The sequence below is a fragment of the Vibrio sp. R11-SG3-ISO3-SZ genome (assembly GCF_059834345.1).
On the sequence record NZ_JCBDGX010000063.1, the window covers coordinates 1 to 25,610 of the forward strand.

The 25,610-nt window shown below is 49.6% G+C and carries 22 protein-coding genes; 18 read left to right on the top strand and 4 right to left on the bottom strand.

What is annotated here, in order from left to right; translation table 11 throughout:
- The 4 genes from AC6R1O_RS08300 to AC6R1O_RS08315 form a co-directional block, all read right to left on the bottom strand.
- The coding region (locus tag AC6R1O_RS08300; RefSeq protein ID WP_500656830.1) for a pilin glycosylation ligase domain-containing protein at nt 1-868 on the bottom strand (868 nt) is incomplete at its 3' end.
- A gap of 94 nt (nt 869-962) precedes the next feature.
- Nucleotides 963-3,785 carry an excinuclease ABC subunit UvrA gene (uvrA, locus tag AC6R1O_RS08305; RefSeq protein WP_500628794.1) on the bottom strand — a complete coding sequence of 941 codons (2,823 nt, stop codon included), beginning with the start codon at nt 3,783-3,785 and terminating at the stop codon, nt 963-965.
- A 227-nt stretch (nt 3,786-4,012) separates the two neighbouring features.
- Nucleotides 4,013-4,885 carry a UTP--glucose-1-phosphate uridylyltransferase GalU gene (galU, locus tag AC6R1O_RS08310; protein WP_500625660.1) on the bottom strand — a complete coding sequence of 291 codons (873 nt, stop codon included), beginning with the start codon at nt 4,883-4,885 and terminating at the stop codon, nt 4,013-4,015.
- A 196-nt stretch (nt 4,886-5,081) separates the two neighbouring features.
- Nucleotides 5,082-5,723: a LuxR C-terminal-related transcriptional regulator gene (locus AC6R1O_RS08315; RefSeq protein WP_487901796.1), complete on the bottom strand. Its 642-nt coding sequence runs from the start codon at nt 5,721-5,723 to the stop codon at nt 5,082-5,084.
- Between the two features lie 333 nt (nt 5,724-6,056).
- Between AC6R1O_RS08315 and AC6R1O_RS08320 the strand changes: the two genes are divergently transcribed.
- The 18 genes from AC6R1O_RS08320 (at nt 6,057) to AC6R1O_RS08405 (ending at nt 25,604) form a co-directional block, all read left to right on the top strand.
- Nucleotides 6,057-6,593, top strand: coding sequence for a single-stranded DNA-binding protein (locus tag AC6R1O_RS08320; protein WP_334555025.1), 537 nt, complete (start codon nt 6,057-6,059; stop codon nt 6,591-6,593).
- 144 nt (nt 6,594-6,737) lie between these two features.
- Complete coding sequence (gene csrD / locus AC6R1O_RS08325; RefSeq protein ID WP_500656831.1) at nt 6,738-8,750, top strand: RNase E specificity factor CsrD; 2,013 nt, start codon at nt 6,738-6,740, stop codon at nt 8,748-8,750.
- Complete coding sequence (locus AC6R1O_RS08330) at nt 8,751-10,187, top strand: MSHA biogenesis protein MshI (protein ID WP_500656832.1); 1,437 nt, start codon at nt 8,751-8,753, stop codon at nt 10,185-10,187.
- Nucleotides 10,187-10,834, top strand: a complete 648-nt coding sequence (locus AC6R1O_RS08335) for an MSHA biogenesis protein MshJ (RefSeq protein ID WP_487901789.1) — start codon at nt 10,187-10,189, stop codon at nt 10,832-10,834. Before AC6R1O_RS08330 ends, AC6R1O_RS08335 begins: the two co-directional genes overlap by 1 nt.
- Nucleotides 10,827-11,162: an MSHA biogenesis protein MshK gene (locus AC6R1O_RS08340; protein WP_500656833.1), complete on the top strand. Its 336-nt coding sequence runs from the start codon at nt 10,827-10,829 to the stop codon at nt 11,160-11,162. Before AC6R1O_RS08335 ends, AC6R1O_RS08340 begins: the two co-directional genes overlap by 8 nt.
- A gap of 15 nt (nt 11,163-11,177) precedes the next feature.
- On the top strand, nt 11,178-12,809 hold the full coding sequence (gene mshL / locus AC6R1O_RS08345) for a pilus (MSHA type) biogenesis protein MshL (RefSeq protein ID WP_487901787.1): 1,632 nt from the start codon (nt 11,178-11,180) through the stop codon (nt 12,807-12,809).
- A gap of 3 nt (nt 12,810-12,812) precedes the next feature.
- On the top strand, nt 12,813-13,652 hold the full coding sequence (locus AC6R1O_RS08350; protein WP_500637883.1) for an ExeA family protein: 840 nt from the start codon (nt 12,813-12,815) through the stop codon (nt 13,650-13,652).
- A 3-nt stretch (nt 13,653-13,655) separates the two neighbouring features.
- Entirely contained in the window at nt 13,656-14,810 is a 1,155-nt protein-coding gene (locus tag AC6R1O_RS08355; RefSeq protein ID WP_500656834.1) for a tetratricopeptide repeat protein, read from the top strand.
- Nucleotides 14,800-16,524: an MSHA fimbrial ATPase MshE gene (mshE, locus tag AC6R1O_RS08360; RefSeq protein WP_500633852.1), complete on the top strand. Its 1,725-nt coding sequence runs from the start codon at nt 14,800-14,802 to the stop codon at nt 16,522-16,524. Before AC6R1O_RS08355 ends, mshE begins: the two co-directional genes overlap by 11 nt.
- 8 nt (nt 16,525-16,532) lie before the next feature.
- Nucleotides 16,533-17,753 carry a type II secretion system F family protein gene (locus tag AC6R1O_RS08365; RefSeq protein ID WP_500656835.1) on the top strand — a complete coding sequence of 407 codons (1,221 nt, stop codon included), beginning with the start codon at nt 16,533-16,535 and terminating at the stop codon, nt 17,751-17,753.
- Nucleotides 17,754-17,758: 5 nt separating this feature from the next.
- Nucleotides 17,759-18,214, top strand: a complete 456-nt coding sequence (locus AC6R1O_RS08370; RefSeq protein WP_500656836.1) for an MSHA biogenesis protein MshF — start codon at nt 17,759-17,761, stop codon at nt 18,212-18,214.
- A gap of 79 nt (nt 18,215-18,293) precedes the next feature.
- Nucleotides 18,294-18,869 carry a prepilin-type N-terminal cleavage/methylation domain-containing protein gene (locus tag AC6R1O_RS08375; RefSeq protein ID WP_500656837.1) on the top strand — a complete coding sequence of 192 codons (576 nt, stop codon included), beginning with the start codon at nt 18,294-18,296 and terminating at the stop codon, nt 18,867-18,869.
- A gap of 33 nt (nt 18,870-18,902) precedes the next feature.
- Nucleotides 18,903-19,367, top strand: coding sequence for a prepilin-type N-terminal cleavage/methylation domain-containing protein (locus AC6R1O_RS08380; RefSeq protein WP_500656838.1), 465 nt, complete (start codon nt 18,903-18,905; stop codon nt 19,365-19,367).
- 144 nt (nt 19,368-19,511) lie between these two features.
- Nucleotides 19,512-19,967 carry a prepilin-type N-terminal cleavage/methylation domain-containing protein gene (locus AC6R1O_RS08385; RefSeq protein WP_500656849.1) on the top strand — a complete coding sequence of 152 codons (456 nt, stop codon included), beginning with the start codon at nt 19,512-19,514 and terminating at the stop codon, nt 19,965-19,967.
- Nucleotides 19,964-20,533 (top strand): type IV pilus modification PilV family protein, encoded by a 570-nt coding sequence (locus AC6R1O_RS08390; RefSeq protein WP_500631206.1) that lies wholly within the window; start codon nt 19,964-19,966, stop codon nt 20,531-20,533. Before AC6R1O_RS08385 ends, AC6R1O_RS08390 begins: the two co-directional genes overlap by 4 nt.
- On the top strand, nt 20,533-21,249 hold the full coding sequence (locus AC6R1O_RS08395) for a PilW family protein (RefSeq protein ID WP_500656839.1): 717 nt from the start codon (nt 20,533-20,535) through the stop codon (nt 21,247-21,249). The genes AC6R1O_RS08390 and AC6R1O_RS08395 overlap by 1 nt, the downstream gene beginning before the upstream one ends.
- Nucleotides 21,239-21,676, top strand: coding sequence for an MSHA biogenesis protein MshP (locus AC6R1O_RS08400; protein WP_500656840.1), 438 nt, complete (start codon nt 21,239-21,241; stop codon nt 21,674-21,676). The genes AC6R1O_RS08395 and AC6R1O_RS08400 overlap by 11 nt, the downstream gene beginning before the upstream one ends.
- A gap of 7 nt (nt 21,677-21,683) precedes the next feature.
- The gene (locus AC6R1O_RS08405) at nt 21,684-25,604 is read left to right on the top strand and encodes a hypothetical protein (RefSeq protein ID WP_500656841.1); all 3,921 of its coding nucleotides are present in this window, start codon (nt 21,684-21,686) and stop codon (nt 25,602-25,604) included.
- Nucleotides 25,605-25,610 lie beyond the last annotated feature (6 nt).

A 25,610-nucleotide genomic window follows, 5' to 3' on the forward strand; every position in this document is an offset into this window, starting at 1 on the left:
CCTTTCGCTCTGCTAGGGTGTTGTTCTCACCGATTAACGTGGTCCCTAAGCCAATGGTGACGCCAATAAGCACAGAGACGAGCCAACCGACGGTGCGTTTTTTGGTGGCAAAGCGCATCAAATAAGGGATCAGCAGCACGACGACCAGTAGCGCACTGAGCCAACCCGTCCGAGAGGCGAGCACTACCAGTAGGGGCAGCACGATGGCCGGTACCAGATAGAGTAGCGCCACATGGCTGACTTTTCTTTGATATTTAATGGGTTGACGGGTCAGAAAATAGCCAGACAGCGCAAGCCCTGTGGCTAAGAAGCTCGCCATGACGTTTGGTTGCTGAAAAATGCCGTAAGGACGATTGGCGTCGGTGTTATAGCCAAAGGGATTGCCGGGTTCGAGTACTAGGTACTGTACCCAGCCAAACAAGGCCTCAATGAACACGGCGATAACCACAAACCACAACAGCCTTTGACGCTGAGGGTTACTAAAACGAAATTGTTGCAGCACGGCAAACAGCAAAAAACCGGCCCACAATCCGCTTAATCGCGCGACCGACAACGACAGCTCAGAGTGCGGATAGAGCACGGGCACGGTCATGATCACACAACAAAGAAACAGACCTATGGTCAATTTGTTGTAACGAATTTGGCCACGTGTCCCAACTTGATAAAGCCCAAGAGCGATGGCGACTGAGCTCAGCAGCCAAGTGGGTGGGTTAAAGGCAAGGGCCAAGCCTGAACCGCCTGGGTTCGGCATGAAGAAATGCATCGCGACAAGGTAGACTAGGCCAATCATAGCCAAGAAAGGTTTCGTTAGAGGGCGAGCTTGTGTGCGTGCTTGAAGCTGCGTGCCTGCCACGTGGGTGGTTGCCATAGTGTTCCTTTCCAGCAAATAAAACGGGCTGGCACTAAGAAGCACGCCAGCCCGTTTACTTTACTATTTTTTTATTCACTTTTACTACTATTGCTTACTTTAACATAGGCTTAAGGAAGCGCGCTGTGTGTGAGCCTTCGACTAAGGCCACATCTTCCGGTGTTCCGCTTGCAATAATTTCACCGCCGCCTTGCCCCCCTTCTGGCCCCAAATCGACGATCCAGTCTGCAGTTTTAATCACATCGAGGTTGTGCTCAATCACCACAACGGTATTGCCGTGATCACGCAGGCGGTGCAACACGGCCAACAGCTGCTCGATATCGTGGAAGTGCAAACCTGTGGTCGGCTCATCGAGAATGTAAAGTGTTTTGCCGGTATCGCGCTTAGAGAGCTCACGCGCCAATTTAACGCGCTGCGCTTCCCCCCCGGAGAGGGTCGTGGCCGCTTGACCTAGGCGAATGTAAGACAAGCCCACATCCATCAAGGTTTGCAACTTGCGAGCAATCACAGGAACTGGATCGAAGAAGGTTCGTGCGTCTTCGACCGTCATCTCTAACACTTCGTCAATGGTTTTGCCTTTGTAGCGCACTTCTAAGGTTTCGCGGTTGTAGCGTTTGCCTTTACAGACGTCACAAGGGACATACACATCTGGCAAGAAGTGCATTTCCACCTTGATCACACCATCACCTTGGCAAGCTTCACAACGCCCGCCGCGCACGTTGAAACTGAACCGGCCCGGTTTGTAACCACGAGAGCGTGACTCCTGTGTGCCAGCAAACAGCTCACGAATGGGTGTAAAAATACCGGTGTAGGTCGCTGGATTTGAGCGCGGAGTGCGACCAATCGGGCTTTGATCGATGTCGATCACCTTGTCAAAATGTTGTAGCCCTTTGATGGTTTTATACGGCGCGGGTGTGGCGGTCGTCGCACCATTGAGCTCGGTGTGGGCAATTTTAAAGAACGTATCGTTGATTAAGGTCGATTTGCCTGAGCCAGACACCCCGGTGATGCAACTAAACAGCCCAACAGGGATCTCCAGCGTGACATCTTTGAGGTTGTTGCCCGTCGCGCCAATGAGCTGCACGACTTTTTTCGGATCCTTAGGCGTGCGCTCCGTTGGAACTCGGATCTGCTTTTGACCGCTGAGGTATTGGCCCGTGAGAGAGTTCGGATTGGCAATGATCTCTTCCATGGTGCCTTCTGCCACTACATTGCCGCCATGAACGCCCGCGCCCGGACCGATATCAATCACGTGATCCGCCATACGGATGGCGTCTTCATCGTGCTCCACGACGAGCACGGTGTTGCCAAGATCGCGCAGGTGAGTCAACGTCTTGAGCAGGCGCTCGTTATCACGCTGATGAAGACCAATCGAAGGCTCATCCAGTACATACATCACGCCAACTAAACCGGCACCAATTTGACTGGCAAGGCGGATCCGTTGCGCTTCACCACCGGAGAGTGTCTCGGCGCTGCGGGATAGGTTGAGGTAGTTGAGACCGACATTGACCAAAAACTGCAAGCGGTCGTTGATCTCTTTCATCACTTTCTCGGCAATTTGTGCGCGCTGACCTTCCAGAGTCAATTCATGGAAGAAGGTCAGTGCATCGGCAATACTGAGTTCGACAATTTCCGGCAGCGTCGTATCGCCAATGAACACATTGCGCGCTTCAAGGCGCAGTCGGCTACCGTCACAGCTGCTACAGGTTTTGGTTGAAATGTACTTGGCCAAATCTTCGCGTACCGAGTTAGATTCAGTATCGCGATAGCGGCGCTCCAAGGTATTGAGAATGCCTTCAAACGGATGACGTTTAACGCGAATATCCCCGCGATCATTGATGTAGTTAAACTCCACTTCCGTTCTGCCAGAGCCGGTGAGAATCACATCGCGAATTTTCTTTGGCAGAGACTTAAAGGGTGCGTTCAGGTCAAACTGATAATGGTTGGCGAGCGACGTCAGCATTTGGAAATAGTAGTAGTTTTTCTGATCCCAACCGCGGATAGCACCCTCTGCTAAACTGAGTGACTCATCCAAAATCACGCGTGCAGGGTCAAAGTATTGCTGAACGCCAAGGCCATCACAGGTATGACAGGCGCCGGCTGGGTTGTTGAACGAGAACAAGCGCGGTTCAAGCTCTTGCATGCTGTAGCCACAATGGGGACAAGCAAAGTTAGCAGAGAACACGATCTCCTCGTCGTTGCCCTCCATCGGCGCGACCACTGCAATCCCGCCCGACAGCTCTAGGGTGGTTTCAAACGATTCGGCTAAGCGCTGCTGCAAGTCGGCTCTCACTTTAAAGCGATCGACCACAACCTCGATGGTGTGTTTCTTGTGCAGTTCTAGCGTTGGTGGATCGGATAAATCGCAGGTTTCCCCATCAATACGGGCGCGGATAAAGCCTTGCGCTGCCAAGGTTTCCAGCGTTTTGACGTGCTCGCCCTTACGCTCTTTGACAATCGGCGCCAGCAGCATCAGTTTTGTCCCTTCTGGCATCGCCAACACTTTATCGACCATCTGTGAGATGGTTTGCGCGGCGAGTGGAACATGATGATCAGGACAGCGCGGCTCACCTACACGTGCGTAGAGCAGACGCAAGTAATCGTAGACCTCAGTGATGGTGCCGACGGTTGAACGAGGGTTGTGTGAGGTGGACTTCTGCTCAATGGAAATGGCAGGAGAGAGACCTTCAATGTGGTCGACGTCGGGCTTTTCCATCAAGGACAAAAATTGACGTGCGTACGCCGAGAGTGATTCCACGTAGCGTCGTTGCCCTTCGGCATAGAGCGTATCGAACGCCAGAGAGGATTTACCTGAACCGGATAGGCCAGTGATGACAATCAGCTTATCGCGTGGGATGGTGAGGTTGATATTTTTTAAGTTATGGGTGCGCGCACCGCGGACTTCTATCTGATCCATTGTTATCACTCAGGGCAAAAAATAGTGGCACAAGTATTACACAGTGTGAGCAATGTGCAAATAAAATACTGGATGGAAGAACAGTGTTTGGAGGTGCTAGTTCCTAGTTCCTAGTTCCTAGTTCCTAGTTCCTAGTTCCTAGTTTCTAGTGCCTAGTTTTGAGTTTATGGTAGGGAGGGAAAAAAAGGGCGAGTAGGGGAGGCCTACTCGCACTGAATCTAGAGAGATTAGCTCTCTTTGGTTGTGGCTTGTTTACCTAGCTCAGAGGTTTTGGTGTCTTTGAGGTAGAGGTTTTCGAAGCAGTAGTTGGTGGCCTCGATGTAACCTTCGACGCTGCCGCAGTCAAAGCGTTTGCCTTTGAATTTGTAAGCCAGTACGCAGCCTGCTTTGGCTTGTTTGAGCAGCGCGTCGGTGATTTGGATTTCGCCACCTTTACCTGGCTCCGTATTTTCGATCAACTCAAAGATGTCTGGAGTGAGAATATAGCGGCCGATGATGGCAAGGTTGCTTGGCGCTGTACCTTTCTCTGGCTTCTCTACCATGTCGTCAACGCGGAAAATGTCGTCTTTGATCATTTCACCAGAGATAACGCCGTATTTGTGGGTTTCATCTTCTGGCACTTCCTGTACAGCAACAATTGAGCAGCGGAACTGCTTAAATAGCGCGACCATTTGTGCCAGTACGCCTTCTTGCTCATTGACACACAAGTCATCCGCGAGGACAACAGCGAACGGCTCATCGCCAACCAGTTCACGCCCGGTGAGGATCGCGTGGCCAAGGCCTTTCATTTCACGCTGGCGAATGTAGGTGAAGTTAGCACTGTCGATGATGTCACGAATATCGACCAGCAACTCTTCTTTGTTGGTGCCGCTGATTTGGTGCTCAAGCTCATAGTTCTTATCAAAGTGATCCATGATGGAATGCTTGCCACGGCCTGTCACGATGCACATGCCATTCATGCCGGCCTGAATCGCTTCTTCCACACCGTATTCGATCAGTGGCTTGTTCACCACTGGCATCATCTCTTTTGGCATGGATTTGGTGGCAGGAAGAAAACGCGTCCCATAGCCCGCCGCGGGGAAGAGGCACTTTTTAATCATGAGTAATACCCTTTTTTAATTTTTTAACCCAGTGAGCGCCGTAAAAACTGACGTGAACGACGTAATCACACTTTGCGATGTGATTGATGGCCGATACCTTACCATGACTGTGGGAAATGGCGAATGAAAGCGTTCCTTGTCGGCCTTAAAATGTGCGGGTGTGAGCTCATTTGTGTTTGTATAAACGAGAGCGTTATCAGAGATTGGCTTTGGCCCACTCCATCGCTTGGACTCGATTTCGCACCTTGAGTTTTTTGTAGGCTTGATAGAGGTGCGATTTTACCGTGAATTCGCTGATGAACAGGTCCTCGGCGATCTGTGCATTGGACGCACCACTCTTAAGGCAGCGCAGAATTTCTAGCTCGCGCATGGTGATGTCGAGCACCACTGTCGCCGTTTGGCTGCTCATCACCGTGCGATAGTGATAGAGCAATTGTGCAGTGACTTTGCGAGGTAACCAATTTTCACCATTAATGATTGCCGCGCAGCCTTTGGCGATCACCTCTGGGGAGTCGTCGCAGTAAAACAGACCCTTGAGATGTCCAAAGGTTAATAATTCATCGGTGGAAAGGCGCTGATACAAGTTAATCAAAATCACTTCAAAGTGTTTGTTCAAAAGCGGTAGTGCTTCGATTTGCGCTTGTTGTTGATGCACAAATTGGTAGTCAAATATCAGAATCCGATGGCGTTCTTGTTGCAGCGCCAGCATCAGCTCTGATGGCTCCATACGATGGATGGTGATTCGCAGCGCCCGCTGGATATCATCGACGTGCGGGTGCGAGTCGTTTTTGTTATTACAGATAAAATGCAGAGTACGAGCGTAAGACGATTTGGGCATGGCAGACCTATGAGTCGGTGAATCGAGTCGTTAGCGTGGTACAAAACCGCATCAAGTGCGATTTAAGACCGTCGCTTTGCGTCTCGCTTCAAGCGCAAAAGTAATCGATGGATAGCTCAGCAGCAATCTGACGTGAGTTTGCTCGAAAGAATATCGGCGTGGGATTGGCTCGGGCTCGCAGTGTGTCCATCTTGATAAGGAATTCTTGATGAAGGATTCTTGTGAAGAGAAGCTGAGAAGAGAATCTTGGGATAGAAATTTATCAGCGCGTCAAAGCGTGTTATTCTAATGCGCTATTTAGGTATCAACACTCAAATTTGGACGGAGCGAATCATGGCGACCCGCGGAGTAAACAAAGTAATTTTAGTCGGTAACCTGGGCGGTGACCCGGAAGTACGTTACATGCCTAGCGGTGGCGCAGTGGCAAACATCACAATTGCAACGTCTGAAAGCTGGCGTGATAAGGCAACCGGTGAGCAGCGCGAAAAAACGGAATGGCACCGCGTGGCACTGTTTGGTAAGTTGGCAGAAGTCGCAGGTGAGTACCTGCGTAAAGGCTCTCAAGTCTATATTGAAGGTCAACTGCAAACACGTAAATGGCAAGATCAAAGTGGTCAAGACCGTTACACGACGGAAGTGGTTGTACAAGGCTACAATGGCGTGATGCAGATGCTAGGTGGCCGTGCTCAAGGCGGTGCGCCAGGTCAAGGTATGGGCCAGCCACAGCAGCAAGGTTGGGGTCAGCCGCAACAACCGGCACAGCAAGCGAGCCAGCCTTCTCAGCAATACGCTCAGCCGCAACAAGCCCAACAGCCAAAACCTCAGTACAATGAGCCACCGATGGATTTTGATGACGACATCCCGTTCTAAGTCATTAGTTTTAGAAAAAAGCCGCGAATGTCGCGGCTTTTTTGTATAGTGACTAAAATCAAGCTATTACTTGCTGTAATTGATGGTCATCGAGCCTTGTCGGTCGGGATCGATGCTCACTGTTAGGAAAGGAACTCCGAACGCATGAGGTACACCCCTACCTTAAAATTGAGCACTCGCTTAGTCGCTTTTGTCACCATGATAGTGATCATTGCGATGTTCATTCTATTTCTCGGTGGTACGCTCTCGTTTCGCAGTCTAGGTCAGCAGTATCTCGATCAATCCTTGCAGGGAATCGTTGAGGTCGTGGACAAGGAGATGGAAGACCCTGACGCTGCCTACTCTCTCCAACGCTGGATGCCTAAAATGCTCCAAGCGTCGAATGTCGTCGAAATGGAACTCTCCTCCTCGTACGGAGTGATTTACCGTTTCAAAGACACGTCGTCCAAAGTCGAACCCGCACTTTTATATCAGCAATCGTATCCGCTCGAGCGCAATGTCGGGTATCAGATCGATTTTAAAGCGGTGCCTCCTTATATTGGCTATGGCTACTCGCTGCAAGCCATGTGGTCAATCACCATGGCGATTGGTTTGGTTATTTTCTGTTTGATGCAAGGGGTGAAATGGCTGAAAGAGCAACTTTCGGGCAGCGAGCGGCTTGAGGAGCGCGGGCGGATGATTTTGGCGGGGCGAGTGGAAGAGTACGCGAAAGGTGACCCAACAGAGTGGCCTTACACCGCCAGTCAGGCGCTCGATACCTTGATTGAAGAGCTGCAAGATGCGCGTCAAGAACGCAGTCGATTTGATGCCTTTATTCGCACCCAGACGTTTCTTGATCAGCTAACCGGAACGGCAAATCGTGTCCTCTTTGATAGCAAATTGGAGTCAGCATTATCTGAAAGTGGCTCAAGAGGTGGCATTTTTCTGCTCAGAGTGGATGATTGGGCGCTGATTCGAGAAGAGTACGGTGAGAAGCTCGCGAATGACTTTCTTATCGAGGTCGGTGAGGGGCTGAACAATGTGATTCAACGCTATCCTGATCTGATTTTGTCGCGCTACTACCAGTCAGACTTCGCGATTTTTGCCCCGCATTTGTCGAATAAAGAAGTGGCGAATTTGGCGAGTGCCGCGCTCAAACAATTGGCGAAATTAACCCCGCCCAACCCGCTTGATAAAGACAACTGGGTTCATATTGGCGTGAGTATGTATCACGAGGGAGAAAGTCAGGGCAGAATCATCGACGAGGCGGAAACCGCGCTGAAAAGTGCTCAGCTGCAAGGCAATAATACTTGGAGTCGATTCAACAAACATACCTCTCCTGAAGAAGACCGAGGTAGCGTTCGTTGGCGAACCTTACTCGATATGGCATTGGCACCCGATAAGCTGCTGGTGTTTGCACAGCCTTGTTATTTGCTGACGGAGAAGCAAGAGACCCAGCTCGATCATTTTGAACTGTTCGCGCGCATTAATGATCCCGAAAAAGGGGTACTTAAAGCGTCGCGTTTTATTTCTGCCGTAGAGTCAGTGGGTTATGGCGCCACTTTAGACAAATCCATGTTGACGTTGGTGATAAAGAGAATAAAATCTCAGCATTCTTCAGTATGTTATTCGCTTAACCTTGATGTAACGCCGTTCGCGGAGCGAGAGTACTACAAGTGGTTTCGAGATGAGCTGTTACAATTGACCATAGCTCAGCGCGGCCAGTTGATGTTTGAGTTCTCTGAAGCTCGTCTGGTTAAGCATTTAGATTATATGCGCCCAGTGATCAAAGTGATGTCTGGCTTAGGGTGTCGGGTGACGGTCGGTCAGGCTGGGCGCTCCATTGTGAGTACACACTACTTAAAAGATCTCTCTATCACCTATTTAAAACTGCATCGCGGTTTGGTTAAACAGATCGAGCAACGGCATGAAAATCAGCTTTATATCCGTAGTATGCTTGGTGCGTGTGCGGATAAGGAAACGCAAGTCATCGCCGTTGGGGTAGATAACAAATTAGAATTTAGAACCTTACTTTCTCTTGGCGTCGAGGGTGTACAGGGGCGGTATTTTGAGGAAGAGCGTCAGCTTATTCCGGAAAGATCGGCGACTCAGTCCATCTCAGCTCCACCCAAAGTGCAAGTAGGTCGTAGAAATCGTTGGCGGAAAACAAGCAGCTAAATGGACATTAAATCACTGATTGGTCACTTCAAACCAAAATCAAAAAGCGCGCCCAGTTTGTCGGTGGTGGTGCAGCCTAGTGCGCTGCATTTGTCGCTGCCCGAGCATGCGGAGCAAGTCGTTGAGCTCGCTTGTGATAGCCAAAATTGGCAAGAGATACTCCTTAATGCACTTAAACAACATAAGGTGTCTCAAGGGGCGGTCAATATCGTGCTTCACTCTGGCTTGTACCAAACCTACCAGATAGAAAAACCGAAAGTGCCTGAAGAGGAGCTCAGCGCCGCCCTACCGTTTTTGATTAAAGATCTGATTTCTGAAAAAGTGACCGATGTGTTGGTGGACTCCACACCGATGCCAACCAGCAGCAAGCTGCAAGTGTATGTCACGCAGAAGAAAATGGTGCTCGGACTCTATCAATCACTCAAATCGCTAGGGTTAACGCTCAATGCTGTGGCCGTGGAAGATGAGTTGTGGGCGCACAGCGCAGGTGAACTAACGCAATTTCTCTTACTGCAACGTGCCAAGCAAGGACAATTTAAGATCAGTGCATTCGTTGATGGGCACAGCGTGTTTCAGCGCACCATTCGCGGTATCACACCGCCTTTGACTGGGGTGGCCAGCAGTTTATTGCAGCTAGATAGCATCGCTCTGGAATTACAACGTTCGGTCGATTACCTCTCTTCACAGATGCGCTCGCTCTCTTTGCATCAGATGAAAGTGTGTTGTGATGAAGAGGATCAGCAAGAGATCGCCGATGCACTCTCTGAGCGCCTGAGCGTTAAAGTCGCGCCACTCAATGATGAGTCGGTGGAGTCGGCCCATGTGCTGCTGCGTGCTGCGCAGCAAACGGTCACTACGGTTAACCTCTTCCCTGACAGCCTCAAACCGAAACAACAGCGCTTTACCTTAACCAATGTCGCTATCGTGTGGGCGGCGTTACTGGTGGTTTGTGTGTTGCTCTACGGTTATGAGGCCATGCAGCAAGGCCAACTCGGTAAAGAACTGGCGCAGTGGAAACAACAAGAGAGCAGTTTGGACGCCGAAGCAAAAGCGCTGACAGAAAAGCTCGCCAAGCACAAACCTGATGCTGCCAAAGTGGCGGCGGTGGAGCGGCTGAAGCAAGAAATTGCCGCGACGCGAGACTCACTCCATGCGGTCCGTCAATTTGATCAGTCTGCCCAAGTGGGTTACTCCGGGGTGATGCGTTCGCTATCCGAATTAGCCAGAGACGATATCTCACTCGACTCGATCGCTATCTCATCCTCATCACTCGATCTTAAGGGCTTGGCAAGAGAAGCTGCAGCGATTCCAAGCTGGGTGAGCGAATTTAAATCCGAACTCAATTTGGTCGGGCGTTCGTTTGAGCAGTTGAGTATCGGCCGTAATGAGCAAGACATCATTACGTTTGAGCTGAAAACAAAAGGAGAATCCAAATAGTGGCTAAGGTATGGATTCAATGGAACGATAAGTTTGCCAAGCTCAGCGCAAGAGAAAAGTGGCTGATCACTTTGTGTGGCGTGGTGTTGATCGTCATGGTGATGTTTGTCTTGTTGATAGAACCCACGATCAAGGCCAACGAGCAACTGAATCGTCAAGTGATGACCAGTAAAGCCAACGCGCAGCGCCTCGAAGGGGAAGTGCTGCTCATGACGGCGAAGCTCAAACAGGATCCTAACCAAGCGATCGATCAAGAGTTTGAGCGTTTGTCTATCGAAAGTCAGGCGCTGTCAGAGGAGTTGGCGAAAACCATTGAGGGATTGCTAACCCCAAACCAAATGGCGCAAATGCTTGAAAGCGTGTTAGCCAGCAGCAAAGGTCTGCGATTGGTCTCTTTGCAGTCGCTCAAAGCGGAGCCGATTATGCGTAAGGGCAATCAAGGTGAATCAGGCTACTATCTTCACCCTGTGCAAATTGAGCTCACTGGCGACTTTTTCTCTATCGTCACCTATCTCGAGACATTGGAGTCCATGCCAAGCAAGTACTATTGGCGACGCTTTCACTATTCGGTCGAAAGTTACCCAACCGCGCGTTTGGTAATGGAAGTTTACACCCTAGGGACAAGGCAGGAGTTTATTGGTGGTTAAGCAGCTTGTTTTGGCCGCCATCGCGGCATTTGTTGGCATCGCGTTGCCCTCACAGGCATCCGATGATCCTACCGCGCCCCTTGGCTGGGTGAAACCGGCAGAGGTGGCGGTGGCCACCAAACCGAAACGCCCACCGTTGCCCAAAGTGCAAAGTATTGTCTGCCATGAAATGAGCCCATGTCAGGCGGTATTAAGCGGGAAAGTGGCGCAGCGTGGAGATACCGTGAACGGGTATCGAGTCAGCCGTATCGAGCCAGAACAAGTGGTGCTTGCTCGCGGGAATCAGCAGTGGACACTGTCGATGTTCACACTAGATATTAAGCAATAAGGTCAGTGGAAGGATATGCGTAAACTTGCCATAGCAATAACAATAACATCTCTGGTGGGCTGCTCGATGGGCCATCGCGATCCGGTTGAAGTCAAAGCGGCCTTGAATGAATCCATCAATGAATCAAACAGTCGCGCTTTGACCGATTTGCCTCCGGAAGTGAGTGCAGACTTGATGCCTGAACTGAGTGACAGCGGAGCCAATCGCGCCAAAACCTTAAAGCGTTTTCGCGTTAAAGCGGACGGTGTTGATGCGAAAGCGTTTTTCACCAGTTTGGTGGTAGGGACAGAATTTAGTGCCGCCATCCATCCAAGTGTTGCAGGTAATATCACCCTGAATTTGACCGATGTTACTATGGATGAAGTGCTGGCGGTGGTGCGCGATCTCTACGGCTATGAGATCAGCAAATCGGGCAATGTGATTCAGGTTTACCCTGCGGGGCTTCGAACCGTGACCATTCCTGTCGATTACTTGCAGTTTACGCGTTCAGGGCGCTCGTTGACCTCGATCACGACGGGAACCATTACCAATACAGACACCAACTCATCGAGCAGCTCCTCCAGTTCGAGCTCCTCGTCGACTCGTTCGGCAAGTTCAACTAAAGGTGGAACGGAAATTGAAACCACCAGTGAAAGCGATTTCTGGCCACAGCTGCAAACCGCCGTCTCACAGCTGATCGGTAATGATCGCGGCCAAAGTGTGGTTGTCACGCCGCAAGCCAGTGTGATTACCGTGCGCGCGTATCCTGACGAAATTCGAGAAGTGCGTAATTTCATCGGCGTCTCACAGCAGCGCATGCACCGCCAAGTGATCTTGGAAGCCAAAATTTTGGAAGTCACCTTAAGTGATGGCTACCAACAAGGGATCAATTGGTCGAAGGCGTTTTCATCCAACGGCACCGATTTTAGTTTAGGTCAAGGGAGTATTAGTGGGGATGGAAGTGTCTCAACTTTACCTGGACTTGATGCCATTGGAACCTTGTTGGGGGGACAGACTAATTTGGTGATTTCTAGCGGGAGTTTTGATGCTGTGATCAGCTTTATGGCTACACAGGGAGATTTGAATGTCTTATCTAGCCCACGAGTAACGGCATCAAATAACCAGAAAGCGGTCATTAAAGTAGGTACTGATAGTTACTTCGTCACCGATTTTTCGACAGATACCGATTCGAGTAGCTCTACAACAACTACTTCAACGGATGTTGAGTTAACGCCTTTCTTCTCAGGTATTTCATTGGATGTTACGCCACAAATTGACGATCAAGGCAATGTATTACTCCATGTCCACCCTGCTGTGATTGATGTCAGTGAGGAGACTAAAGAGATAACCTACGGCAGCAATAGCCTCACATTACCTCTTGCCACTAGTTCCATTCGAGAGTCAGATTCGGTGATTCGCGCCCAAGATGGTGACGTAGTGGTTATTGGCGGATTGATGAAATCCAATACCCTAGATCAAACCTCGAAAGTCCCATTTTTAGGTGATATTCCAGCGCTCGGGCACCTATTTAGAAACACCAGCCAAATTACCCAGAAAACCGAGCTAGTGATTTTGCTTAAACCGACGGTGGTCGGGGTCAATACTTGGCAGAAAGAGCTTGAGCGCTCGCGTGATCTCTTGCTTGAGTGGTTCCCTGACGATAACTAGGTCATGTATTTAGAGCACTTTGGTTTTTCTCAGCAGCCGTTTCATCTCACGCCTAATACTGAGATGTTTTTGGGCTTGGCACCGCACTATGAAGCGATTCAAACCGTGAATGCCGCGCTCAGCATGGGTGAGGGCGTGATCAAAGTGACCGGAGAAGTAGGCACAGGGAAAACCATGGTGTGTCGGATGATGACGCGTCACTTTCTCGATCAAGTGCAATTGGTATTTTTGCCCAACCCCGCATTGAGCGGCGATAAGCTGCGCTTTGCGATAGCCAAAGAGCTGGGCGTGTCATCGCAAAATGAGCTGAGTGTGGTCGATGATATCCACAACAAGCTGATTGAGCTGGCCCAGCAAGAGAAAAAAGTGGTGGTGTTGGTCGATGAAGCGCAAGCGCTCAGCGATGATGCACTGGAAGTGTTGCGACTGTTTGGTAATTTGGAAACCGAGCAAAGCAAACTTCTGCAAATCGTGTTGGTGGGTCAGCCAGAGTTGGATGAGCGCCTCTCGCAGCATCATTTGCGTCAGTTTCGTCAGCGCATCACCTTTAATGCTAAGTTGAGAGCGCTCAATTTAGACGAAACGGTCGCGTACATCGATAACCGCTTAACGCGCGCGTCAGCACCGGCGAGTCTGATGTCTCTGGCGCATAAAAAGGCCGTATGGCGCGCGAGCCAAGGTTATCCGAGATTGATCAACCAAGTGTGCCACAAAGCGTTGGTGTCGGCCTTTAGCAAAGGGGCGCATCAGTTAACGAATCAAGACTTGTTTGACGCTATTCATGATACGTTCGATACCGTTAAACCCAAATTTAAACACCCACTGTTGTGGGGGTGGAGTTAAACCATGAGTGCTATCAATAATGCTCTCACCCAATTGACGGATAAAAAATCCGGCGCCAACGAGACGATGCAACGTGCCGTCGTTGCGCCCGTTAAACAAGTGCGTGTCCTACCTTGGGTGGTGGGGAGCTTTTTCTTAAGTCTGGCAGTCGGTGGTTTTGCGCTCTCTCAGCAAGAGACAGCAATCAACCAAATGACACAAAAGCAGAACGCCCCCCTGTCTGACGCGACTCTAGTACCTTCACCAACAGCGAAACTCACCTCAAGTGCTCAAGCCGTCTACGTTGCGCCTGAGAAAAAATCGGCACCATCGACTCAGCATGTCTCTTCGCCATCTAGAGCGTCTTCCCCCATAGTGGTCGATAAGCCCGCGGTGGAGAAACCTGTGCTGGTCGCCAAAGTAGCAACGCCGATAAGCGCCACCGAGGTGCAAGAAGAGAGTGTTTCCAATACGTCGCATACAGCTTCTGTTGGTGGCACTGTTTCGAATAGCATTGTTTCGAATAGCACGGTCTCGAAGGGAAATGAATCGAGCGGCAGCATGGTGGTGGAGCACGTTGAACTGACGCCTGCACAATTGGCTGAGAAAGCGCAGGCGCGTGGGCAAAAAGCGCTTGAGAGTAACAATTTAAAAGAGGCCCTTGAGCATTATCATCAAGCACTGAACTACACCCCGGAAGAGTTTGAGATCCGAAAACGTCTTGCGGCGCTCTACTATGGCAAGGGGGAAGTGCGTAAATCGGTCGATATTCTGCAAAAGGGCATCAGCCTAGACAAAGAGAGCAATGAGCTGCGCATCGCTCTGGCGACATTGCTCATTAAAGAGCAGCAAAACACGGCGGCGTTGACCGCAGTGACGTATCTGCCACGTCAAGCCTCGGTGGAGTATCTCTCTTTGCGCGCGGCGCTGGCACAAAAGCAGCAGCAAAACGCCCTCGCCAAAGAGAGCTATCAAGCGCTCACCGAGCGTGAACCTGACAGCGGGCGCTGGTGGCTCGGTTTGGCGATTGCCAAAGAGCGCGCGTTTGAATTAGACGGCGCGCAACAAGCGTATCAGCAAGCCCTATCGAATCTCGGCTTATCCAGTCAATCTCAACAGTTTGCCCGCGATCGCCTCGCGATTATTGCTCAACTACAGGAGCCCACCCGTGAAAATTAAACTCAGAAAACGTCTCGGTGACTTGTTGGTTGAAGAGGGGATCATTACCGAGCAGCAAGTTGAGCAAGCGCTGGCGGCGCAAAAATCGACCGGCAGAAAGCTCGGTGCTGCGCTGATTGAACTGGGCTTTTTGACTGAGCAGCAGATGCTCTCGTTCTTATCGCAGCAGCTTAATGTGCCGCTGATTGATTTGGCGCGCGCGAACGTTGATATCGATGCGGTGCAAGTGTTGCCTGAGGTGCACGCAAGGCGTCTGCGCGCCTTAGTGATTGGTCAAGAGGGCGACACCCTGCGCGTTGCCATGAGCGACCCGGCAGACTTGTTTGCCCAAGAAGCGCTGCTTGGGCAGCTGTCGCAATACAACATCGAATTTGTCATTGCCCCCGAGAAGCAGTTGGTGGATGGCTTTGACCGTTACTATCGCCGCACCAAAGAGATCGCCTCCTTTGCGGAGCAGCTTCAAGCTGAACACCAAGTCACAGACGCGTTCGATTACACCATTGAAGATGATGACAGCGAAGAGGTGACAGTCGTTAAACTGATCAACTCGCTGTTTGAAGATGCGATCCAAATCGGCGCTTCCGATATTCACATTGAGCCCGATGCGAATGTACTGCGCTTACGTCAGCGTATTGATGGTGTGCTGCATGAAACGCTACTTAATGAAGTCAATATCGCTTCCGCTCTGGTACTGCGCTTAAAGCTGATGGCCAACCTTGATATTTCAGAGAAGCGCTTGCCGCAAGATGGCCGTTTTAATATTCGCGCCAAGGGGCAATCGGTCGATATTCGTATGTCGACCATGCCGGTTCAGCATGGTGAATCGGTGGTGATGCGTTTGCTTAACCAATCCTCCGGTATTCAAAAGCTTGAAGCGTCAGGCATGCCAGACGATCTCTTGGTTCGCTTGCGCCGCCAGCTTAAACGCCCACATGGCATGATTTTGGTGACCGGTCCAACCGGTTCCGGTAAAACCACTACCTTGTACGGCGCGCTTAGCGAACTCAATAGCCCCGCGAAAAAGATCATCACCGCCGAAGACCCGGTGGAATACCGCTTGCCACGGGTTAACCAAGTTCAAGTTAACCCGAAGATAGATTTAGACTTCTCAACGGTGTTGCGTACCTTCCTTCGTCAAGACCCAGACATCATTTTGATTGGTGAGATGCGTGACCAAGAGACGGTGGAAATAGGCCTGCGCGCTGCATTGACGGGTCACTTGGTACTCAGCACGTTGCACACCAATGATGCCATTGATAGTGCGCTGCGCATGATGGATATGGGCGCGCCGGGCTACTTGGTTGCCAGCTCAGTGCGAGCCGTGGTCGCGCAGCGTCTAGTGCGTAAGGTGTGCCCAGACTGCAAAACAGAAGAGACGCCCGATGAGAGCCGCAAGTTATGGCTGGCTCAGCGTTTTCCGAATCAAGCAGAGGCGACGTTTGTGCGTGGTCGTGGTTGTCAAAACTGCAACCTGACTGGTTATCGTGGTCGTATCGGTGTGTTTGAAATGCTCGAACTTGAGCTAGATATGATGGACAAACTGCGCGCCAATGACGCGGTTGGCTTTGCTCAAGTAGCAAGGCAGTCAAAAACCTACAAGCCGCTGCTTGCCTCCGCGATGGAACTGGCGCTGCAAGGTGTGGTGAGTTTGGATGAAGTGATGGGGCTTGGCGAAGGCGACTCATCTGGCTTTAACCAAGCGATTTATCTCTAAGGTGAGCTATGCCGAGTTATCGTTACCAAGGGCGTAATCTAGAAGGAGCATCGGTGTCGGGTGTGCTAGAGGCGCCGACACAAGACGCCGCCGCAGAGCAGTTGATGAACAAAGGCATCATCCCCACCGAGCTATCGTTAGGGGGCGGCAGTAGTGGCTTTAACATCGATTTGAAAGCGCTGTTCACTCCCAGTGTACCGCTGGAAGTGTTGGTGATTTTTTGTCGTCAGTTGTACAGCCTGACCAAAGCAGGGGTGCCGTTACTGCGCTCAATGAAAGGCTTGACGCAAAACAGTGCTCACAAGCAGCTTACCGAAGCGCTAGAAGAGGTGACTCAGGAGTTGACCAACGGTCGCAGTTTGTCTGCGTCGATGAAAATGCACCCTAAGGTGTTTAGCCCGCTGTTTGTCTCCATGATTGGGGTCGGTGAGAACACAGGTCGCCTCGACCAAGCGCTGCTGCAACTGGCGAACTACTACGAGCAAGAAGTGGAAACCCGCAAACGCATCAAAACCGCGATGCGTTATCCGACCTTTGTGATTGTGTTTATCACCGTGGCGATGTTTGTTCTCAACGTCAAAGTGATCCCACAGTTCTCCAGTATGTTTGCCCGTTTTGGCGTCGACTTGCCGCTGCCAACCAAAATCTTGATCTCCACCTCCAGTTTTTTTGTCAACTACTGGACTTGGATGGTCGCTGCGATTGTCGCGGCGCTGTTTGCCTTTCGCTCTTGGGTAGGGACGGACAATGGACGTGAGAAATGGGATAGATTTCGCCTGAGAATGCCGGTGGTTGGAGAGCTTATCAACCGCGCGCTGCTGTCGCGTTTTTCACGAACTTTTGCGCTGATGCTCAAGGCGGGTGTGCCGCTTAACCAGTCATTGGCGTTATCCGCTGAGGCGCTGGATAACCGCTATTTAGAAAATCGTTTGATGGAGATGAAAGCGGCGATTGAAGCGGGCAGTACCGTTTCGTCCACTGCCGTCAATAGTGGCATTTTTACCCCATTGGTGATTCAGATGCTGTCGGTGGGTGAAGAGACGGGGCGCATTGATGCTTTGTTAATGGAAGTCTCTGATTTTTATGACCGAGAAGTGGACTACGATTTAAAAACCTTAACCGCTCGAATTGAGCCGTTCTTGTTGGTGGTTGTGGCGGGCATGGTCTTGATATTGGCACTCGGGATCTTTTTGCCGATGTGGGGCATGTTGGACGCAATCAAAGGATAAGCGTCATGGTAATCGAGCGAGCACGGTTGGTGATATGGCTACTGTTGGTGATCATCTTGATCATGACGTACAGTATGGTGTGGCAAGATGTTGAGCATCAAGCGGATGACGCTGCTTTTGCCGTGGCGTCCAAGCGGATTGTGGAGCGAGCCAGTTACTATAGACAGCAATGGTTGCTCGCCAAGCAGCCAACGTCGCTCACGATTGAGCAGCGTAAAGTGCATTTTTCCGCTAAGGGGTGGGTACTGCCCCTTAACGAGCAAGGGGATGTGGATTGCGCGTACTGGTATCGCGCACTCTACCCTGAAGAGAGAGTATTACGGCAAACTCCGCAGCATATTTCAGATGAATCTGATTTGCGCGGTTATATTTGCCATTATGATTACTCGTCCGATCAATCGATCGTGATGAGTTTAAAAAACGGTAAGTTTTTGACTAAGGTCGTTTTTCTGGCGCGATAGGTCGGTATAATCGCCATCTTTCGTAGCGTATCTATGTTTTATCCGTATAATACGGCGTACTAATTACTGGGTTGCAACTATGTCTAACAAACAGTTTGGTTTTTCTTTGGTGGAGCTCGTTGTGGTGATCGTTGTGGTCGGCTTGCTGGCTGTCGCCGCGCTACCACGTTTTCTCGACGTGACGGATGAAGCGAAAAAAGCCAGTATACAAGGTGTCGCTGGTGGATTTGCGACGGGCGTATTGTCTGCTCGCGCGCAGTGGGAAGCTGAGGCAAGGCCATCGGTTACCATCAACGCGGAAACCTACAATACGGTCAATTACGATGGCGTAGACTTCTGGCTAACGCGATCAAAAAACAGCAACGGTGCCGATACCGGTTTTCGTGATGGTTACCCGCAAGCATTAAATAGCAACAACGTAGACTACCCAACCAGTTTGACCGATCAAGCCTGCGTTGATTTGATGGACAATCTGTTGCAAAACCCTCCTCGAGTTGGCACTGTAGCGGATGCAAGCAGTGACTCGAATATAAAGTATTCTGCACAAGCCGATAGCTCGGCCTCCACTTGCACCTATGTTCAGCAAGAAGGCAGTAGCGAGCACGAGTTTGTGTATGAGATTGAAACTGGTCGTGTGACCGTAACTTTGCAGTAATCCTGCGGATATTCACTATAGAGAGATCTAACTATGAAAAGACAAGGCGGTTTCACCCTAATCGAACTAGTGGTGGTAATTGTTATTCTAGGTATTCTTGCGGTTACCGCAGCACCAAGATTTTTGAATTTACAAGATGATGCGCGTAACTCATCACTTGAAGGTTTGAAAGGTGCGATGGCTGGCGCGGCTGGTATTGTTTACGGCAAAGCTGCCATTGAAGGGAAAGAAGCGTCAGGTGCAAGCAGTGTTACAGCTGGTGGTGTAACTGTTGCTACAGCATATGGTTACCCACAAGCAACTTCGGCTGGTATTGGTAACGCGGTGGCGGGCCTTAATTCTAGTGACTGGCAACAGCTCAATGGTCTATCAGGGTCTTCTGCAATTCGGTATGGTTTCTCAAATACAGATGCAGACGCAACATCATGTTATGTTTCTTACACTCAGCCAACTGCTCCAAATACAGAGCCTGAGATTGAAGTCACCACATGTAATTAACCAAGTGCTCGTATTTTAAACAATTTGGCCAGCATCGCTGGCCTTTTTCTTACATGCTTTTCATCCCAATCTTTCCTTATTTATCAATCATTACCCTGCCAATCTACGTTATACTCAGAGTTCAGTTCGGGGATGCATAACGTGATGAAACGCCAAGCGCTTAATGGATTTACTTTAGTTGAATTGATCGTCGTGATTATTCTGGTGGCGATTGTCTCTCTGTATGCGGCGAGTCGCTATATCGGCAAAGACAGCTTCGCTGCTTTTGTGGCGCAAGAACAGGTAATTTCGGTGATTCGCCAAATTCAAGTCAGCCGAATGCAATCCAACCTCGCTGATGGCAGCAGTTCAGACGCCTATACTTTAACTGTGCAGCCAAACTGCGTGGGTTCAGTGGCAGGGTGCAGCAGTACAGCGGATGATCGCAGTGACTGGGTGGCGGAATCTGGCGTGACCTTTCTCCCTTTAACATCACGGCTGGAGTTCAACCTGCTTGGTGAGCCCGATCAAGTCATCACGGTTCGAATCATCGCTAGTGGAAGCGAATGCAATGTCAACATTGCGGCGAATGGCTATGTCTCGAAAGGGAGCTGCTTATGAAATCTCACAACGGCTTTACTCTGATCGAGAGCGTGATTGTCATTGTGGTGATGGGGCTGGCAATGGTAACGATAGTCAGTTTTTTGTCGCCGCAAATTGCGCGCTCCAGTGATCCACACTATGACACGCGAGCTGCAGCGCTCGGGCAAAGCGTGATGACGCAAATCCTTGCCCGCGGTTTTGATCATCATAGCGATAATCAAGGAGGGTTGGTGCGCTGTTCGTCTTCTGTGGATGTCGGCTCTAAGATCTGTTCGGGTTTGGCCGGTAGTGAGACGCCTAATTTGGGGCTTGATATCGGCGAATCCGATGATGCTCCGGAGTTATACGATGATGTCGATGATTTTATCGGCTGCTGGGTACCTAATGGCCCTGGTGGTGAGAACCAATGTCGTAACCTCAATGATTTAATCAACGACGACTACGGCAGTTACAAAAACTTCCGTTTGGATGTGGCGGTTGACTACGTGCAGCCAAACGATGCGTCACTAAAGAAACTTGAACTGACGATATCTGCGAGTAATCACCAATCCATCACTTTGATTGGTTTTCGGGGGAACTACTGATGAGAAGCACTCGTGGTTTCACGCTGATTGAAATGATCCTCACCATTATCGTGGGTGGGATTTTGGTGCTTGGTATTGCAGGCTTTGTTGAGTTGGGTGCGAAAGGGTATTCCAATACAGTCGAGCGTCAGCGCTTACAGACGCAAGCCAAATTCATCATTGAGAAAATGTCTCGTGAGGTGCGCCACGCCGTACCTAATCTGTTTACCTCCGACGGTGATTGCCTTTCCTTTTACCCGATTGAATATTCGGGCTTTTACGCAATTTCAGGCGCAGACATTCATTTTGTGGTCGGGCAAGATGCACCAGATGGAGGTACTCTTGATGCGAGTAGCTTTAACGGTCTCTCTATGGTCATCAACCCCACAACGAGCTTAGAGGTTATCGACAACACGATAGCTTTGGATAGTAATGTCAGCGTGCTCTCTGGTGGCGCTTTCGCCATTTCCAATGCCGCATCATCGCTTGTGACTCACTCGATTGCCAATCGCCACTTTATATTTGATAAGAGTACGGCACGTGAATACTGCATCAGTGGCGGTGTGGTGTTACGCGATACATTGCTATTGTCTGATTCTGTCATCCAATCCGGCTCGCTCGAGTATGTTCCAGCCACGGTACAAAGTAATGGCTTGGTCCATATCAACGTTGAGTTTGCCCAAAATGGCGAAAGCACCCGATTTGAGCAAGATATACAGGTGATCAATGTTCCGTAATTCTCAGCGTTCTCAACGCGGCAATTTGTATATTGTGGTGATTTTTGTCCTGGTTGTGATGGGGTTCTTAGCCGCTTCTCTTGGTCGCATTGAATGGTCTAACCGTGATGCCCACACACGCGACGTCCTCGGCACACAAGCGTGGCTTTTGAGCCACTCCATCAATGAAGTGGCGATGACGCTGTTTTATCCCCTAGATAGCCAAGACTCCGCTATTGCCCAGCGATGCGCTGATACCGACACCCTGATACAAGATCAAGCCGAGTTGTTACTGAATACTGTCCCTTCCTGCCGCTTGGCAGAGGTCTCGTGTGAGAACCGAGGCAGTCTAGACGGGGCGCAATTCTATATTTTGGAATCGGCCGTGACCTGTGGTTCAGGCGTATCTGAGGTAAGACGCAGTCAGCAGATTTGGGTGAAGGAGTAATGCTGCCATGATGAGACAATGGATTGTGCTAGTGCTAGCGATGTTGACGACCACTGTCGCCTTTGGTAACGCGAAGTGGCCCCTACCTGACAACGTGCGTCCTCAAACTGTAGCGCAAACGTGGTTCAATAACGACCCTAAGGTGGATTTTAGTGGTAAGGGGCAAATTCGTGGTGCTACCAATGGGATTTACATCGGCTATGGCAACAATAATAAGTTAAACGGTAACCACACCAGTGCTTGTGACGATGGTCAATGTCAAGTTGATACCAGCCTGCGTTTGAGTCAGAAACCTGATTTTTCTACTCCGAATGGGGCGACCAGCATCAATTTAAAAGATCGAAGTGGGAGTTTGTCCGGTGGTATTTACCAAGCTAGCGGAGAGGTATTGTTAAAGTCAGGAAACACATTGACTGTGACAGCCCCGTCGACGTTATATGCGAATAAATTCAAGCTTGATGGTGGGCGCATTGATGTGAAGTCTGGTAATCCTGATGATCTGATTATCGTCACTACTGGGGATTCTGAACTAACTAATGGCAGTACAGTTGATGCGCATATCCTCTCTGAAGAATATCTGATGCTTAAGGGAACCACGGTGACGGGGACTTTAATCACCAATGAGCTCAAAATAGATGAGGGCGGTTTGCTCGGTGGAGCCTTGCCTTCGTTGCCTGATGTACTAACTTGCCGTGTCAATGGCAACAATGAAGACTTTGTTGTCGAGTTTGACGTTATTGGGTCAAATGATTACCAAGAGATAGTCTTCTCAGGTGGAAATGAAAGCGATACCTTGTGGTATACCCAGCAAGTCCAATCTGGTAGCGGTTATGTGTTTAATGAGCAAAGGTTGTTCGTAGGCCAAGAGTATAAACTTAGAATTGAAGTCGAGAGAGGTCAGGGCAATAGTACCAGTCGCGCGCACTATTATTGGGTTGTTAATGGCATTAAAGAGCTGCAAGAAAGTAAAGATGCTGATTTGAAAAATGGAACAATCAAGGGGACAGGGGTTGGGCTTGAAAACCTTGATTGTTTTGAAGAGGATGTTGACCCTCCGGTGGTTGAGCCTGGGCTCCCTGATATTTGCCCATATTTTCCAGATCATTTAGCTGGGAATAACTATTCAAATGGGAAACCTGTTCATAATAATTTAACGATCAGTAATGGTACGGGGAACCCGGGAAATCAGATCTTTATGCCGACAACTGAGCCTGTGTCATTTAACACAACATCGGTATCTGGGGTTGGCGGTTGTGTTTATGATGGAGTGACCTCTTCAAACTGTAAGATTGATGCGAACAAAGTTCTTTTCAATGGTTCACCACTCGTACCTGATAGTTTTGTGGTAGAAGGTGAGTCTATCCATGTTCCAGATGCTAGTTCGAGAAAATTAGTTCCGGGAAGTTATGACACGATTACTTTTGGGATGAATGGCAGTAAGCTCATTTTGGAGCAAGGAGAATATTGGATAAACGAGTTTAAAATTGCGAACAATGATGCATCAATAGACGCAGAGGGGCCTGTTGTCATTCACTATAACAGTTTTAATGTGGCTGCTAGTCGTGTAAGTATTAATAGTGGTTCTGGGACTCATCAAGACAATCTCGTACTGATTGGACATGGTAAAGGCTCTCACTTTTGGTTAAATGGTTTTTTTGAAAGGGTTGAGATAAAAGCACACTGGTATGTATCTCCCTTAGCAGCTGCGGTAGGCTTTGATATTAATGCAGCCAATCGTTTTTCTTATACTGGTGCGATCGTTACACCGAGGCTTTTTTTTAGAGGTGGTGATACAAACAAAATCAATGCAATAGCTCCAGAAAATTGTGATTCACCAATATTGAGTGATTATCGAGTAGAGTTAACACCCTTGTCGGATATCGCCCTGACGTGTGAAACCATCGATGTTCAAGTTCAAGTCACCCAAAAAGATGGTACGCTAGCTACAAACTTTACTGGTACCGTGACGGTCGAACAGACCAATGGAAGCACCCAGATACTGACACCTGAGTCTGGCGTACTGGATCAATCTATTGTCCTCTCATCCGATACAGTCATGACCAAAAAGGTCACGGCCTATATCACCGACAACCGCACGCAAACCGAGGTCGAGGCCCAGTATAAATTCGTGCCTTATCGGCTAGCGCTCTCTCCAAATCCACTTAGCGTGATTGCTGGCAAAGCCGAAGATATCACAGTGCGCCCGTTGGAATGCAGTGATAGTGGTCGTCCTATCTCAAGTGTTGATTTTGAGGGAGTACGAGAACTGACGCTGTCAAAGACGGTTTATGATCAACCTACTGATCCGGCTTACTCTGCGTCGATTGAGTTACGAGCAAGAGATAGAGAGGGGGATTGGGTCAGTGCACCTGATGACCTTGTTCTTGAGTTTAACAAAGTCGATGGCGAAATCGTGGCGGTAACCCAGCTTCGCTACGCAGAAGCTGGCGAGGTTTCATTGGCCTTAATGGATCAAGAGTGCATCGAAGATGCCGAGGGTAATCTCAGATGCAAAGATTACAGTGGCAGCCAAACCGTCCTCGCTCGTCCTTGGACGTTTGCGATTTGTGATGCGCCCGATGCACCAAGATTAGAGACAGGGAGTTCAACATCGGGCAACGGATTTGTTGCCGCTGGTGAATCATTCTCAACGCTCATCAAACCCATTGTTTGGCAGGGAAGCGATGGTCAGCAAGACCCCGACCAGCAAATCGAAACGACGCAAGCGCTATGTGATAGTGCCATCGTCACGCAAAACTTCTCGGCGGAAAGTGCGCCTAGTGCGACGATATCGCTTGCAGCGCAACTTGCTTCCCCAAATGGAGGCGCGCCTGGTCATTTTACCGGCACCTCCATTGCACATTACCCAAGCAACATAGATGGCGGTGTATATCAACTGGATGATTTAAGCTGGAGTGAAGTGGGCAGCCTAAAACTGTATACCAGTGCAACGGAGTACTTAGGGCAGAAAATCAACATCGGGTATCGTCATGTTGGCCGTTTTTACCCAGCCTATTTCAGCATTGATAAAACAAAGTGGCATGTGCCTAGCAATCAAGGGGAGGCGGCATATTTAGGTCAACCCTACGAGGATGTTGAGGTAGAGGTCTATCCCTATAGCGCTGAGGGACAAAAAGTCCGAAATTACTCTCTTTTCTCTCTAATGTATCAAGCGCAATTTGCACTTGAAGGCGCCTATAAAGATAGGGTCCTTGGTTTTGATACTGATGATGCTTGGCAAGACGATGGTATCAATAGTGCCATTTGGAAGCCCGATCTCAATAATGTCATCTTTTCTCGTAAAGCGGATGGGATCACTACGACTAAGGAAGATGGTCCGTTTAATACCAATGACCTGTTGTCGACAGAAACGGACTTTAAGTTAACTCTTTCTGGTCTTGACCCAGTGTCGTTTGCAAACGATGAGGTTGTGCTTGAGGCAGAGTTGGCAGAGCAGCCCCCCGCTCGTTATGGTCGTATGACATTATCAGATGTCGGTGGGGCAACGAGTGCCGACATCCGTGTCCCGCTTCGTGTGGAATATTTTGATGGTCGTCGCTTTGTGACCAATGGAGAAGATAATGCTACCGAGTTTGACAGCGGTTTGCAGTGTATTTTATCCGGTGTCGATACGAGAGCTGCTTTTAGCAGTGCTGGCAATCAAGTAGAGAAAGGCATTAGTCAACAGTTGTTTGTTTCACGTGATGTGTCAGATATTGAGCAAGTTCGATTGTTTTTACGTCAAGGTGATGAAGTTGGCGCAAATCCCAATGATGTTGAATGCAACGGTCACTTTACTCAACCTTGGTTGCAATACAATTGGCGCAGTAAAGGTGATGAGGATCCTTCGGCAATGATTACTTTTGGCATTTACCGCGGTAACGATAAAGTTATCTTTAGAGGGGAAAGAGGGCTCACCGGTCGCTAAAAAAGC